At 37.6% G+C, this 15,761-nt stretch carries 14 protein-coding genes; all 14 read right to left on the bottom strand.

Annotated elements, in window-relative coordinates; all coding sequences use genetic code 11:
* Positions 1–25: 25 nt before the first annotated feature.
* On the bottom strand, positions 26–1,858 hold the full coding sequence (locus B1NLA3E_RS02420; RefSeq protein WP_015592273.1) for an ABC transporter ATP-binding protein: 1,833 nt from the start codon (positions 1,856–1,858) through the stop codon (positions 26–28).
* Entirely contained in the window at positions 1,848–3,584 is a 1,737-nt protein-coding gene (locus B1NLA3E_RS02415; protein ID WP_015592272.1) for an ABC transporter ATP-binding protein, read from the bottom strand. The genes B1NLA3E_RS02420 and B1NLA3E_RS02415 overlap by 11 nt, the downstream gene beginning before the upstream one ends.
* A gap of 249 nt (positions 3,585–3,833) precedes the next feature.
* Entirely contained in the window at positions 3,834–4,046 is a 213-nt protein-coding gene (locus B1NLA3E_RS02410; RefSeq protein WP_144061416.1) for a hypothetical protein, read from the bottom strand.
* Positions 4,047–4,315: 269 nt separating this feature from the next.
* The gene (locus B1NLA3E_RS02405; RefSeq protein WP_015592271.1) at positions 4,316–4,666 is read right to left on the bottom strand and encodes a YisL family protein; all 351 of its coding nucleotides are present in this window, start codon (positions 4,664–4,666) and stop codon (positions 4,316–4,318) included.
* A gap of 14 nt (positions 4,667–4,680) precedes the next feature.
* On the bottom strand, positions 4,681–5,373 hold the full coding sequence (locus B1NLA3E_RS02400; RefSeq protein ID WP_015592270.1) for a response regulator transcription factor: 693 nt from the start codon (positions 5,371–5,373) through the stop codon (positions 4,681–4,683).
* The gene (locus B1NLA3E_RS02395; RefSeq protein ID WP_041580229.1) at positions 5,370–6,833 is read right to left on the bottom strand and encodes a sensor histidine kinase; all 1,464 of its coding nucleotides are present in this window, start codon (positions 6,831–6,833) and stop codon (positions 5,370–5,372) included. Before B1NLA3E_RS02395 ends, B1NLA3E_RS02400 begins: the two co-directional genes overlap by 4 nt.
* Before the next feature lie 18 nt (positions 6,834–6,851).
* A complete protein-coding gene (locus B1NLA3E_RS02390; protein WP_083935039.1) occupies positions 6,852–7,616 on the bottom strand; it encodes an ABC transporter permease in 765 nt (254 codons plus the stop codon).
* Positions 7,570–8,289 carry an ABC transporter ATP-binding protein gene (locus B1NLA3E_RS02385; RefSeq protein WP_015592267.1) on the bottom strand — a complete coding sequence of 240 codons (720 nt, stop codon included), beginning with the start codon at positions 8,287–8,289 and terminating at the stop codon, positions 7,570–7,572. The genes B1NLA3E_RS02390 and B1NLA3E_RS02385 overlap by 47 nt, the downstream gene beginning before the upstream one ends.
* 182 nt (positions 8,290–8,471) lie before the next feature.
* A complete protein-coding gene (locus tag B1NLA3E_RS02380) occupies positions 8,472–9,323 on the bottom strand; it encodes a hypothetical protein (RefSeq protein WP_015592266.1) in 852 nt (283 codons plus the stop codon).
* A gap of 742 nt (positions 9,324–10,065) precedes the next feature.
* A complete protein-coding gene (locus tag B1NLA3E_RS02375) occupies positions 10,066–10,506 on the bottom strand; it encodes a threonine/serine exporter family protein (protein WP_015592265.1) in 441 nt (146 codons plus the stop codon).
* Between the two features lie 21 nt (positions 10,507–10,527).
* On the bottom strand, positions 10,528–11,289 hold the full coding sequence (locus B1NLA3E_RS02370; protein ID WP_015592264.1) for a threonine/serine exporter family protein: 762 nt from the start codon (positions 11,287–11,289) through the stop codon (positions 10,528–10,530).
* A gap of 201 nt (positions 11,290–11,490) precedes the next feature.
* On the bottom strand, positions 11,491–12,678 hold the full coding sequence (locus tag B1NLA3E_RS02365) for a CaiB/BaiF CoA transferase family protein (protein ID WP_015592263.1): 1,188 nt from the start codon (positions 12,676–12,678) through the stop codon (positions 11,491–11,493).
* 523 nt (positions 12,679–13,201) lie between these two features.
* Positions 13,202–14,125, bottom strand: coding sequence for a ketopantoate reductase family protein (locus tag B1NLA3E_RS02360; RefSeq protein ID WP_015592262.1), 924 nt, complete (start codon positions 14,123–14,125; stop codon positions 13,202–13,204).
* Between the two features lie 212 nt (positions 14,126–14,337).
* Positions 14,338–15,675: a hypothetical protein gene (locus B1NLA3E_RS02355; protein ID WP_015592261.1), complete on the bottom strand. Its 1,338-nt coding sequence runs from the start codon at positions 15,673–15,675 to the stop codon at positions 14,338–14,340.
* Positions 15,676–15,761: the final 86 nt, after the last annotated feature.

Below are 15,761 nucleotides of genomic sequence, written 5' to 3'. Positions count from 1 at the left end.
AAAGAGATGCTGAAACCTATAAAGGTTACTGCACCTCTTTTTTCAATTGACTACCATACAGCTCATAATAGAATCCTTTTTCCGCTAACAAGGAATGATGGGTCCCTTTTTCAATTAGAATACCTTGATCCAAAACAAGGATTTGATCTGCTTGTTGAACCGTATTCATACGGTGGGCGATGACAAAGCTTGTTCTACCTTTCATCAGCCTTTGTAAAGCCTCTTGTATTTTTATTTCAGTAATCGTATCGATATTACTTGTCGCTTCATCTAAAATTAAAATAGCTGGATCGGTAAGAATGGCTCTGGCAATCGACAAGAGCTGTTTCTGGCCTTGGCTAATACCACTGCCATCTTGTTTCAACACTGTATCATATTGTTTCGGAAACTTCATGATAAAAGAATGCGCATTAGCAAGTATCGCTGCTTGTTCAACTTCATCATCTGTAGCATTAAGTTTTCCGTAGCGAATATTCTCTCTAATCGATGCTTCAAACAAAAAAGAATCCTGAAGTACAAAACCTAAATGAATACGTAGACTTTCACGTTTAATATTTTTTATATCTTGCCCATCAATGAAGATACCGCCGCTGTCCGTTTCATAAAAACGGGCTATTAAATTAATGATTGTCGATTTCCCAGCTCCAGTCGGTCCAACTAAGGCGATTGTTTCGCCTATGTGCGCATGAAAACTCACATCTTTAATCGTATCACTTTCTTTTTCATAAGAAAAAGTGACATTTTTAAATTCCACATCACCTTTAATGCTTGATAAGATACATGCATTTTCCTCGTCACCAGCTTCTAATTTCTCATCCAATATTTCAAAAACCCTCTCTGCTCCAGCAACTGCAGACAGAAGAGTATTGAACTGATTGGCTAAGTCATTTAAGGGACGAGTAAATTGTCGCGCGTACTCTGTAAAAACAACAATTACCCCTATCGTAATCGCACCTTTAAGCGCAAGGATGCCACCAACACCAGCGATAATAGCAAAACTCAAATTATTTAAAACATGCATCACTTTTGGAATAAAACCTGAAATGGTCTGTGCCCAAAAACCTGATCCCTTTAGCTGTTCATTTTTTATCATAAATTCCGCAATGACTTTTTTCTCTTGAGAAAAAGTTTTGACAATCCTTTGACCAGATATGGTTTCCTCAATAAAGCCATTGATTTCTCCTAAGTTTCGCTGTTGTTCTTTAAACGACTTCCCCGTACGATTAGTAATCCATTTCATTCCCGCAAACATCAACGGAACAATTAATAGCGTGATCACTGTTAATAAGGGGCTGAGCCAGAGCATGACTGAAATTGTCCCTACAAGCATAAGGATACTGGTTGAGATCTGAATCACCGAGCTATTTAGGGTAGAACTAACATTTTCGATATCATTTGTTACCCTACTCATAATTTCCCCATGTTGGCGTTTATCAAAATAATAAATCGGTAGCCGATGTAACTGCTTAAATAAATCAGATCTTAGTGTATAAACCGTTTTTTGGGCTATCCCAATCATCCAGTAGTTTTGCAGAAAGCTTGTTATCGCATAAAACACATAGACAAAGACCAGCCCAATTAACAGTGGTAAAAGACCCTTTGTATTGTGAGTTACAATATAATGATCGATCGTTTTCCCTACCAAAACCGGACCTAAAAGTCCCAATCCCGTTGAAATCACGATCATGATCATGACTGCAATAAACAGCCCTTTTTTCCGTGACAAATACTCCCAAAGACGTTTTATTGTCGCAAACCAGTTTGACGGCTTCGCCTTCATTTTTGTTTTTGCAATTTGTGCAGTATCTCCCTGCATATCCCGTTTATATTGGAAAGGTTTTTTTAGTTCACTGAACATGTGTCACTTTCTCCTCTCCAAATTGAGATTGATAAATTTGTCGATACAAAGATGAATCTTTTAGTAATACCTCGTGGCGACCTTTTGCAATCAGTTTTCCACCTTCTAAAAGAAGGATCAAATCCGCACCCATAGCTGTACTAATTTTTTGCGTAATTATGAAAGTCGTGCATGTGTATTGTTTGATTGCCTCAAGCAATTTTGCCTCTGTTTTCAAATCTAAAGCACTGGTACTGTCATCAAATAGAAGAATCTTTGGTTTTCTGATCAAAGCTCTAGCAATCGCCAGCCGCTGTTTTTGCCCGCCAGATAGATTTACACCCTTTTGACCGATTACAGCATCATATTGTTTCGGCAATTTAAGTATCGTCTCATGTATTTGGGCATCTTTTGCAGCAATGACCATCTCTTCTTCCGAGGCACCCTCTTTTCCCCAAGCAAGATTGTCTTTGATCGTTCCCGAAAACAACAGGGTCTCTTGCGGAACAAATCCGATTTGCTTGCGTAGCATTCCTGGATTTATCGACTGGATATCATGGTCATCAATATAAATGGCACCTCCATTCACCTCATATAATCGAGGAATGAGTTGAAACAAGGAGGTTTTCCCTGATCCAGTTGCCCCTAAAAGAGCAATCATAGAACCTGGGTTTGCCGTAAAAGAAATATTTTCAAGAACCTGTTCAGTTGTTCCAGGATAGCGAAATGACACAGCATCAAATTGTACTTTTCCTTCGGAGAGCAGTTGTGTCCCATTATCCTCCTCCGAAAAGATTTCACTTCTAATTTCTGCATTAAGCACCTCCAAAATCCGTTGTCCGGAGGCTTTTGCCCTAGAAAAGACTAGGATGATCATCGAAAATATTGATAGTGATGAAGCAATCCTTGTTCCGTAATTGACGACTGCAACTACCTCGCCGACCTTAGTCTCGCCAGCGCCTACCTGAATACTCCCAAACCATAGCACACCAAGAATGCAAATATTCATGACCATCAGCAAAAATGGCATCGTGAACTCAATTAACCTTAAAGCAGAAACTGTTCGTTTCATCAATTCATCATTCGCTTGTTCGAAACGCTTTGTTTCGTGGGTTCCTCTTAACAATACTTTAATCAATCTCATACCCACTAAGTTTTCCCGCATTACACTATTGACGCGATCAAGCTTTCCTTGCGAGGACCGAAAAAGCTTTCCAGCTTTATTCAATGCCCATCTTAAAAATAAGATTAAGACCGGAACAACCGTAATTAAAATGAGGGCAAGTCTATAGTTCACAATAAAGGCCATCATGATGCCACCAAACACAAATAATGGTGCACGCAACATAATCCGTAAACTCATGAACACGGTATTTTGAATCTGGGTAACATCATTCGTCATTCTCGTTATTAAAGAAGATGTAGGGAAACGTTGGAAATCCTCAAAATTTAGTGATTGTACCCTTTCAAATAAACTTTTTCGAATATCATGACCAAAACTTTGACCAGCGTGGGCAGCATAAAAGGAGTTAAGAATCCCAGATGCAAATGAAAGCAGCGAGATACCAATCATAATAGCACCCCAACGCACTACAACAGATAAATCCTTTTGTAATACCCCTTGATCGATAATTTTGGACATAAACAATGGCATAAGCAACTCAACAACGAGTTCGAATAGCATAAAAAAAAGAGCTACTACTATGGAAACTTTATATGGTTTAAGGAAGGATAAGAGCTTTTTCAATGGAATTACCTCCAGGGATGTTCGTAAGGGTGGATCCTGACGCTGATTCTCTAACAGATATATTATTTCGCAAAGCTAAGCAGTATGTTAACTTCCATGATATAACTTTTATTTGGATTTTTGAAACGAATTGATTTGTAAAACCTCATTGAAAAATAAAAAAGTTGACTTCAAGAGGGATAACTTCTTGAAAATCAACTTTATGTTGAATAATTCCAAAACATTAGGAACAATGGTTATTCCATACTCTTATCCAGTTTTACTACTCAATAAGTTGTGAGTGTATGTTCCATAATCAGTTGGAACGTCGCCAATTAAACCTGGACATTCCGAATGAAATTTATTGGAAGCCAATATTTCTCTTGTTTCAAGCAAGCCCGTAGAAATAAAATTAGTAAATCCTGGTGGAACAGAAATGACGATTCCTTCAGACAACATTCTCCTAAAAAAAATCAAAATCATTCGTTACACTCACAGATAATGCGTTACTACTCTTTAATAAATCAAACTGTTCAATTGAAAAGAACGGTGTGGCGATTGAGGGAGAGATATTCAACAGATTTACGCGTAATGGCAAACTACGAATCAAGGTAACAGATTCGAATCAATCCATTTATGTTGAAATCTCAAGCTTAGAAAAAACCAAGCATCCGTTTAAGCAGCTAAAAGAAAAATATTAAAAAAATCCACAGGTATCAATTAAAATAAATTGTACCTGTGGATTTTTTCGATTATATTATTCTAATCCCCATTGGTAACATAAATCCTAATACGAATAGCATCACAAGAACTACCGCAAATAAAACCCACAATATATTTGCTGACTTGTCTTTTGCTCTCCAAGCAATGATCATTTCAAAGACTCCAATCATCAAAATCCCAACAACAGCCTTCAATATATACAAAATCGTAATATTGTAGACAGACATAAATAGCATTAGACCAGTAGCAATAATCAATATATATGAAGTTCGTAATACCATTTGCCAAATTTTAATATTCTTCCCTTTGCTTTGTTGGAGAATGGTAATGAAAAATAAGATACAAGTTAAAACAATTGTTGTTAAATGTGCATGTGTCATCGTACTATTTCCTCCTAAGATTCCTTAAATCGGTAGCCTGCGCCCCAAACGGTTTCAATATAATCCGGATTTGACGGATCGTGCTCTATTTTTTCACGGATCTTGCGAATATGAACGGTAACGGTAGATACATCCCCCGAACTGTCATAACCCCAAATTCTTTCAAATAAATGATCCTTACTAAAAACTTGATTGGGATGGATAGCTAAAAATGTTAATACATCAAATTCCTTTGTCGTGAAAACTACTTCTTGATTATTTACAAACACTCGTCGTGATAAACTATCTATGATTAAACCACGAATATAAATTTCATGGGATTCTGGTTTTTGCCTCATTAGCAACCGTTCATATCTGGACAAATGAGCCTTCACTCTTGCAACCATCTCATTTGGGCTAAATGGCTTCACTAAATAATCATCTGCGCCCAGTCCTAGCCCACGAACTTTATCAATCTCTTCTTTTTTAGCAGTCACTAAGATAATCGGAATATCCTTTACACTTCTAACTCGTTTGCATATTTCAAAACCATCGATATTCGGTAGCATGACATCAAGTAAAATTAAGTCATAATCACCTGTCAGGGCAGTCTGTAATCCAAGATCTCCCGTTAGTACTATTTCGGTTTGAAAGCCGTTAATCTCCAAATAATCCCGTTCCAGCTCAGCAATGCTTACTTCATCTTCAATGATTAGGATCCTTTTCATGATGTCACCTCCTGCTTGTTTGGTAATGAAATGATTATTTTCGTGCCTACATTTGGCTTACTTTCAGCTCGAATATGACCATGATGCTCTTCGATAATCATTTGCGCAATTGAAAGACCTAAGCCGCTGCCTCCGGTTAGTTTGCTTCTAGACTCCTCGGCTCGATAAAATTGATTAAAGATAAACGGAATCGACTCTTCCGGGATCCCTGGACCATTATCAACCACCACCATCTCCACTTGATGATGGTTTCCATGCAACGAAAATTTTAGTTCTTTCTCTTCTTTATCCATATATTTCACGCTATTCTCAACAATATTCCCGAGAACCCGTTTTAATTTTTCCAAATCGGCCAGCACACAGTAATAGCCCGCTTCGTTATATTCAAAAGATACCTTTACATTCTTTTTCTCGAGATCAAAGCTTAATTCCTCAAGATAGTCTGCCAAGTAATTCTTCAAGTCGATTTCTTCAAAATCGAACGGAACCTTCCCTAAATCAAGTTTCGAATAAAGGAACAGCTCATCGATTAAATGATCCAAATCCACAGACTTTGAATAAATGGTTTGAATATAACGATCATGTTTTTCCGGGGTATCAGCCACTCCATCGCGAATGCCCTCAACATATCCTTTTATTGACGTAATCGGAGTTTTCAAATCGTGGGAAATATGAGCGATTAATTCCTTGCGGTTTTCCTCGTACAGCTTTTGAATTGCCGAGGATTCATTTAGTTTTATCCGCATTTCCTCAAAAGACTGGGTTAACTGACCGATTTCATCATTTTTTGAAGTGAAAATGGAATGTTCTAAATTCCCCTCTTTAATCGACTGAGCCGCTTTTTTAAGACGATCAATTGGCTTGATAATACTTTTAGAAACAAAATAAGTTAATAGTCCATTTGTTGCCACAAGAATAAGAATACAAAGAGCAAGTAGAATCGGGAAAAAGGTTCTAACAAAATGATTCCATGGACTAGCATCCTTCATGATCAGAACGGAAATCTCTCCACCATCTTTATCGTAAAAATCGTGCTGTTTTATCGCAAAAGTTCGATCTCCGACCTTCTCCAAGTTTCGCGAGATATTCGTCGTTCCAAAGTCAGGTAAATCCTTTAATTTTATTCGATCTAGACCTTCAGAAGCAAACAAGATGTCAGTATTTTTACGGACGATAAGACCTGCTTTAATATCTTTTAGCCGATTTGCCACCGATGATAAATAGTCCTCGGTCATTAATTCCTCCGGATCCAGCACCGATTTCTCTTTTATTTCAAAATACATAAGCGAATCTAGTTGTAGTTGTTTATCGCTGCTATGACTTTCTGGTAATAAATGAGTGATTTCCTTTATATCTCCGAGAAAGAGAATCGTAACAATTCCGGATGCAAATAAAAACAGAATAATCGGTACGATGATCATCGCAATATTGGACAATACCAATCGAAGCTTAATCGACATCGACATAACACCCTTCACTTATGCTTCTTTTCTATTAAAAATATAATAGCCTGTTGCTAAAAACAATGAGCTTGATGAGCAGATATATAAGACAGTTTGGCACGCCCAACGGAAGGAAACATCCCCCAACCACTGCATATACCAATCCAAATACGAAGAAGGCAGCATATAGAGCACACCTGGGAATACATACGGGATAAAAGTCATGACCAGATATAATAAAATCAAACTTGTAACAGCTACCACACTTGTATTGACAACCAAAGCAAACAACACTGAAAAGGCAGTTAACGCTAATAAAGGAACCCATGAAATCAGAAATGCTGCTAAGCTTGAAAAAATAGAATCGTACTGGAAAGTACTATCAAAGACCATGCTACTGATCGTTACACCTAACCACCCAAGTATGAGCTGGCTTCCGATAATAATAACAATCGCCGCCATTTTGGATATAAAAAGTTCGATTCGACTAATTGGACGAACAGGTAATAGAGTACCTCTTTCCCCCTCTCCGGTAAAAAGTTCCGCTGCGGCTAGAAAACAGAATAGAGGGAGTAGCACTTTTACCTGGAGATCAAGAATCGTGTAATTAATATTTTCGGAAGGGAGAGCCATCCAATCCGTGATAAACAGTTTATTTATCACCAACTTAAGAATAAATGGCAAAATCCCTGCCACAAGCAGAAGGAATTTCGTGATCCGCTTTGCTACCAGCTTTTCAACTTCATTACAGATATTAGCTAGCACTGGATTCATAACTGGCTTCCCCAATTTTTTTGACATAGGTTTCCTCTAATGATTGGTGGCTCGTGTCGGTTAAGGAAATTTTACCCCCAATTAAAAAGCAGAATCTATTACACAGTTTTTCCATTTCTGAAATGTGGTGGCTGGAAATCACAAAGGTTACTCCAGTGTTGTTAGCGAGTTGTTGAATTGTATTTCTAAATAGAAGCAAACCATCAATATCAAGTCCATTTGTCGGTTCATCTAAAATAACTAAGCGCGGTTTAGAAATAAGTGCTGAAGCAATTCCAAATCGCTGTTTCATCCCCGTTGAAAAAGAGGATATCTTTTCATATTTATAGGAATACAGCCCTGTTAACTCTAGCACTTCATCAATAGATGAACTTGGTAAATGAGGGTAGAAACGCAATACCATTTTCAAGTTTTGGTAGGGTGTCATATTTTCATAAGCAATTCCTTGCCCAACAACGGCACCAACAGGTCGAATCGCTTGCTTGAAATTCTTTTCAATATCGATTCCGAACAATTCTACCTTCCCACTGTCAGGTTTTACTTGACCAGTCATACATTTTAGTAGCGTTGTTTTGCCTGCTCCATTCGGACCCAGAATACCCAGAACATCTCCTTGATTAATCGATAAATCAATATTTTTAATGCCTCGTCCATTAGAATATAGCTTCGTCATTCCGGAGACTTCCATTGCTTTTTCCAAAACGTCACCCTCTGTGGAAATTTGTGTTGTTTTTGGCTGTTTTTTCGTAAACTATGTTGCTATTTTTCAAAAACGAAGTGTGGTTGATTTCCGCTCCAATCAACTTCTTTGTTACTGGTTTGATTTTCTCAAAACCTATTTAAAAGTCACCAATCTTTTGGAATTAAGCTTTTTTTAACTAGTTATTGTCCATGATTCATCTTAAGAACTTCAACTTTTTCAGTTGGGATCTGGACAGGTGCTACGGTTGTATGATTGTATTCAGATACGTCCAACTTAAGCCTTAACACGATTTCATGTGCCTGATCCTGCTTATCCTTACCAGTTACAACCATTTTTACTGTTTGTTGGTCAACATAATTTGCTTTATTCACCATGGCTGAAATATTAATTTGTTTTACCGTAATATCATGATCCAATTCAGGTATTGTTGGTTTAATGTGAAACTCTGAAACTTCTTGATTTCCACTATCCTGTAACAACACCGCATGTTTAATCAAAAGAGAGCTTAATGCATTTGCTGTTAGTGGGATTTCCTTACCCGTTAAATCAAGTTCAATGGTTTGACCACCTTTTTTGTTCTCATCTACGGTAATTTGCTGTTGAAGATTTTTGGTCATCACATCAATCAAGTTCTCTAAATCGTCTTGAAGCTCAAGATTGCCTTTTCCATGGATTTTTTTGGATGAATCCATTTTAAAAAAGATATCGTTCCCCTCTTTTTTAACAAACCAGTCTCCATCCTGTTTGAACAGGTTCATGTGGCTAGTTTCTGTTTCATTTGCAAGATCAGTTGAAATCGAACTAACCTGTTGTTCTACATCAGCTTTCATTAGAGAATTCATGGAAAATAGTGGTTTTTCGTTATCCTCAAGTGTAAAGCTGATTTTCATGGTTGTACTGTCGGCTTTATGAGTTTCCTTTAACGCTGACTTATATAGTTCATAACCAGATGTGTTTGCTGAGATAGAGTAAACACTTCCTAATAGTATTGCTCCACTTAGCCCGATAACAGCCAGATTTTTCTTGTTCATGTATTCGCTCCTCCAATCAATGGGATTCACTTACATGAACAGCCTAACCCTTATTTATAAATGTTATCTAAACAGATTCTTAAATATTTCTTAAATCTAAGAAATATGAATTTTGTCATATATAGAAAATAAAACAAGCAGGGAATTTAAGTTCAATCCCTGCTTGTTTTTATGATGTATTGGACTAGGATGTATCAAAGTTTTTAAGCTTTGGAATAGAGGAGAACCATAAATATCACGAGACTTTTCTCTATGATGCGATCGTGAAGGTTCGCGATGATTTTTCCTGATGATAAATCTGGTTGTTGTTTCATGCTGTTTACTTGATGACTTTTCATGATGGTTTCATGTTGTTTTACTTGATGATGTTTCTTGTTGTTTTACTTGATGATGTTTCTTGTAGTTTTTGCTTGTTGTTTTTGCTTGTTGTAATCCTGTTGTTTTTCTTGATGATTCTTGGTGTCATTCGTTGCTATATCTTGGTGTTTTCTTGATGTCTCAAAAGTTGATTTAAGCTATGATATTCATGAGATGCATTGAACTTGAGATGTTTGAATTACTAATTCTCTCTACATTTACAATATACAACTGTTGAAAATTCAAAACAATGCTTTTCACAGTTTTTTCACATTCAAATAGTGTTAATTATGAATAAGATGTGAACATCAAAATCACAACATTATCCCTGGACCTTTATCTCATTAACCTTTTAGCCAAAATCCATTTAATCGAAAAGTAATTGCTACCTTTTTGAATTTAGCTTTGAATTTCGAATGGTTTGGTTAACGACTTCTGAAAACACCAAGCCGATCGCGATTGCACCTGAAATCAAGGTTGCCTTTGCAGCTAAAGCCACTGCTAAATTATAGTTATTTTCCACAAAGTTGCGCATAGCGTCATAGGCCAGTCCCCCTGGTACAAGCGGAATAATTCCTGCTACGCTAAAAATAATTACGGGACTTTTATACCTTTTCGCAAATATTTGGCTGATTACAGCAATGAAAAAGGAGGCAGCTAGCGTTGCCATCACTACGTTTAATCCATTGTCTTCTAGCAGGATATAAACGACCCATCCAAACATCCCAACAAGACCACATTTAATCAAAGATTGCTTTGGTACATTAAAAAGAATTCCAAACGCCGCTGTAGAAATAAAGCTGGTAACCATCTGTTCAACTATCATGTTCCAAATTCCTTTCCGATTCTACATAAATGACAACACTACGGCAATTCCAGAACCAATTGCAAATGCTGTTAATACAGCCTCCGCCCCTTTGGACAAACCTGACACTAAGTGACCTGCCATTAAATCTCTAACCGCATTCGTGATTAAAAGTCCAGGAACTAAAGGCATGACTGAACCGATAATAATTTTATCCAGCTCATTTCCTATCCCTGTCTTTATAAATAAAAAAGCTACTAACCCGATGATGAACGAAGCTAAAAACTCAGCAAAAAACTTGATTGGAACCAATTTATGAAAAGCAACTACACTTAAATAGCCCAATCCTCCCGAAATCATCGACGGTAGGAAATCTGTCCAACCGCCTTGAAACATTATCGTAAAGCATCCACTTGCTACAGCCGCAGCAAGAATTCGAGCGCCTTGGGAAAAGGATAATTCTGAGGCTTCTATGTTCTTTAATAGGCGAACGGCTTCTTGAATATCCACATCACCACTGCTAATTCTTCTTGATACGGCGTTCACCAATGTCACCTTTTCTAAATCTGTTGTTCGATCTATTATTCGGATAAGCCTTGTTTTGGTTGGCTCTTTTCCTTCTGCCGAAAAAATAATTCCCGTTGGGGTTACATAGCTATGTGTCTCTTCAACTCCGAATGATTTGGCTATCCGCATCATCGTATCTTCGACTCGATAGGTTTCGGCACCGCTTTGCAGCATGATTTTTCCTGCAAGTAAGCAAATTTCCATTATTTCATAGGTTTGATTGATTTGGTTTTCCATTTTATCTCTCCACAATCTGGTATATTACAATAATATTACTAGTGTAGCCGAGTTTCAATGGTTCAACAACAACCAAGTACACAACTGATTGGTGCTCCACTTTTTTTTCATAAAAAAAATACTGTCGATAAATCAATCGACAGTCCAAGGTTTTGATTGTTCAGATCGTGCTTGCTTATGATAAGATAACAACTTCCTCGTTTATATAATTCCCTTTCCCCTTAATTTTTCCACTTGATCATCTGTTATATTTAATAACTCCTTTAAAATATTAACGTTATGTTCACCTAAAAGAGGTGGAGCAGTTTGAGCCGTTCGTTTTAGAGTTTGTTGTGAGGATTGTCTGTGTTCCTGCTGAACATTCTGCTCGTGGTCCGAGGTCAGATCGCCATGCATCAAAATTTGCTCATCACCCCAAGAAGAAGTATACACAAGGTCATTTATGTATCCTTTTACCTCACTTACTTCCAAGACAGGTGCAAGACAACAATCTACATCCCGGCTAAATATAATCCATTCTTCAAGTGTCTTTTGTTGAAATAATTCCTTGAGCTCTAGATAGACGGAATTACTATCATCAGTTCTGGAAAAATGGGCAGCAACCCAATCCTCTCGGTGGACTGCTAGGCAGAAATTGTGCCAAAACTTAAGTTCCAATGCTCCTAAACTCACATATCGCTGATCCTTTGTTCTATAAAGTGCATAGGAGATGATGTTACCGTTTAATACTGAAAGTCCATTTTGATAACCAGTCTCCGCTGCGACGATTGCATGATTTCCCATTAGAGAAGTCATCACATCTGTAATAGAGATAGAATGATAGCTTCCTTTTCCGGTAAGATTTTTCGAGACCAAACCGGCTAGGATTCTTTCATTTGCGGCAAATGAACCAAAATAGTCTGCGAATGTAATCGTTGGATGGGTAGGAGCACCACTTTCTCCTTTTAATTGAGCTAGAACGCCACTTAATGCCAAATAATTAATATCATGACTACCTAATTTACTCAAGTATCCTTGCTGGCCATACCCGGAAATCGAACAGTATACCAGATCAGGTTTTATCCCTTTTACAGTTTCATAACCTAGGCCAAACTTCTCCATTACACCAGGACGGAAGCTTTCAATCAGCACATCTGATTTTTTTATTAATTGGATGGCAATTTCTCTACCTGCTTTTTTCTTTAAATTTATGGAAATGCTTCTTTTTCCACGGTTCATCGCTCTAAATACTGGACCAACTTCACCCGCCTCGACTCCAGTTGTTCGCGCCGGATCCCCTGCTAATGACTCTACTTTTATGACATCTGCACCTAACTCTGCTAATCTTAGGGTTGCAAAAGGACCCGGAATATAGTTTGTAAAGTCTAATATTCTTACACCTGATAACATTGGCTTTTGTCTCCCTTTGTATAAAAGTTCTTCTATCTGCTTGGAAAGGATGAAAGGTAGATTCCATGATTACGATGATTAACTACCCTCCATTTAGCCAAAGATAGCGCTTACTGTTTATTGTACATTAAATAAGACTGATTTTTTAGAAAACTTTAGATATAAACATCGACAGTACTTGACACTTTTTTTCAAAAGACTGTTTTCTAAAAGATTGTGTTTTTGAACGAGTTTTGAATGCATACTATTAAAATGAAGCTGATTGGAGCGGAAGGTGCTCGACTCCTGCGGGAGTAGCGGGACAGGTGAGACCCCGCAGGCGTAACGCCGAGGAGGCTCACCGCCCGCCCCGCGGAAAGCGAGCACCTGGAGCGGAAATCCGCCCCTCCTCAAATAAATAAATAGCAACAAAGTTTACGAAAACAGCCTTTCAAAAAAAAAAAAGCTGTTCACAGAAAACAGCCTTTTCTCGTAATAGTTGGTTCATATTATGATCGTACCCTCGAGTCAGCCACTTTGCTTGTTATTCTTGACCTAACTGACTCTCGTATATTTTCAAATTTGCATAAACAACTTCTAAAACTGGTACTTGAATCTCATATTCTTTTGCCAGCTTAAGTAAGTAACCCTGTAAATGATCTGCTTCAATCGGCATTTTCTTTTCCATATCCCTTTGCATGGAGGATTTCATCGAATAACCCAACCCGTTCATTTTTTCCAATTGAATTGCTTCAATACTTTCAGCGATAGGTGCTTTAATTTTGAGCATAATTTTTGTAATCTCATTTAAAAGATTTGAGATGGTCTTCTGACCACCTGTTTCATCTCGAATTGGTCCGATTGGTGCCCGCATCAACGTTGTAATTCCAGACACCGCGGTAATGAACATATATTTATGCCACATATCTTGGATAATGGTATGACTTAAACGGATATTAGCCTTTGTTCCACTGAGCGTTTTTTCTAGTTTCCTCACACGCTCTGTTACTTCTCCATTGCGTTCCCCAAACATTAAGTCATGTGCTGGACTAGTCTGAATGACTTTTCCATTGCTATTAAGAGTGGTTTCAATAAAACATAAACCGCCGAGAACTTTTTCTGAACCAAATTCTTCAATTAATTTTTCAATATGATTAATGCCATTTAGAAGGGGAACGATCATCGTCTCGTCTCCAACAAATGGACGAATATTATCGATGGCACCCTGTAAATGGTAGGCCTTTGTTGAAAGAAAGATGACATCGAAATGGCCTGCATCATCCCTCGCGTCGACAGTTTTTACCTGAAGATTGATATTTCCATTTACACTCTCAACAATAAGCCCCGTTTCCTCAAGCTGTTGTTTCCTCTTTGCTCTCACAAGGAATGTGACATCCTCACCCTTTTCCATTAAACGGCCGCCAAAATAGCCGCCAATTGCCCCTGCACCAACAACTAAAATTCTCATTCAACATTCCCTCCTGCATCAATAGGTCCTTGTAATTATCATCCAAAAAAGTTCCGTTTGTCAGTTTCAGCAAACTCCGAACTCCTTTTTCCACTTCATAATATTATTATAAAATACTTTTAGAAGAAATTGTAAACAGGTCCTCATTTATCAATACATTTTTATTTTTCCAAAAAAAATACCCACACATATCATGTGGGTATCTATTAATATTAATTTGTCATTTTCTTAAATCCAATATATTTTATGGCTAACCCTAGTAAAAGTGTTAATAAACCAACTAGAGCAATATTACCTAAATTGGTACCAGTAATTGGTAGAATATTCCCTAATCCACCAATCACACTATCTGATTTTGTATCTAAATTTCCACCGGACTTACCAGGTTGATTTGAATTCTCACCTGAACTTCCATTTCCATCATTACTTCCGCCACCATTATTACCGTTGTCCCCAGTACCATTTCCTCCAGTGCAAGCACCTTTTACAAACTCAACTGGTACATGGAGTGAAGCAGCTTGTGATTCTAATACTGAAACGTCAATAAATGCATTAGACGTATAAGCATTAAAGGTATACTCATTGTCTGCAGCACAAGGTAACTTATCTAGTGCAATCTGTAACTTAAAATTAAATGCGGTCGGTGATAATACTGCTACAGAAAGAAGATCTTTATAATTCATGTAAACACTATTGGTAGCTGTATCAACATGAATTTCCTTAGCAGAAAAAGTTCCTTTACTTTCTAATACAGGTATTCCAAGTACTGTTAACCCTGGAGCATTATAAGATGCGGTTAATGACTTTTTAAAGTTTGGATCATTTAATAAATCTTTAAATTCTTCTGGCATTTTAAATACAACTTTTAAATCTCCCAGTACATCCAGGTTTAAGGTTGCATCAGCACTATAATTTAAGGTGATTTCTTTTGATTTTGAATCCAATTTTGATGGTGACCCAGTTAATTTTTGATTACTTATTACAGTTGCATTTACAAGACCTGAAGTCCCAGCTTGACCACCCGTGCCGTTTGGTAGGATTTCAACTTTAACTCCAGGATTTAATACTTCAACATTCCCTACTGGCGTTGTCACAGACACTCCCGGATTTAAAACACCAACATTTCCCACAGGTGTTGTTACTTTAACGCCTGTACCATCTGGTTGCACAGATACAGGTAAACCTCCTGGTACTACTGAATCCACAGTCGAAGTTACACCTGATACTACGCCACCTACAGCCTGTACTGCTGGTTGCGTTACACTAGTAACTGTTCCAACCGGATTTGTTACTGCACTCGCTACCGTACCAACTGGATTTGTCACTGCACTTGATACAACACCTGATACAGCCCCCACTGTACCTGATACTGCTCCAGTCACCTGAGATACTGTTCCAGTAAGTTCAGACGTTAAACCTCCACCTAATAATGAAGCCGATGTGTTTATTGGCGCAAGGGCCAAAGTTGTTGTTGCGAGAAGGGCAATGACTTTCATTGCCATAAAACTTCTCCGTTTTGCCGTTTTCTTTTTAAAAAATTGTTTGTTCACTTTACAAAACCCTCCCAAGTTCTGAATTTAGTGATATTTATCACTCAAATCAAATGATAGTTGTAGGATTCTGTCTAATCAAGCAA

It is taken from the genome of Bacillus sp. 1NLA3E (assembly GCF_000242895.2).
Classification (GTDB): domain Bacteria; phylum Bacillota; class Bacilli; order Bacillales; family Cytobacillaceae; genus Bacillus_BU.
Note: the sequence above shows the minus strand (reverse complement) of the source record. Positions and strands in the feature narration are given on the sequence as shown.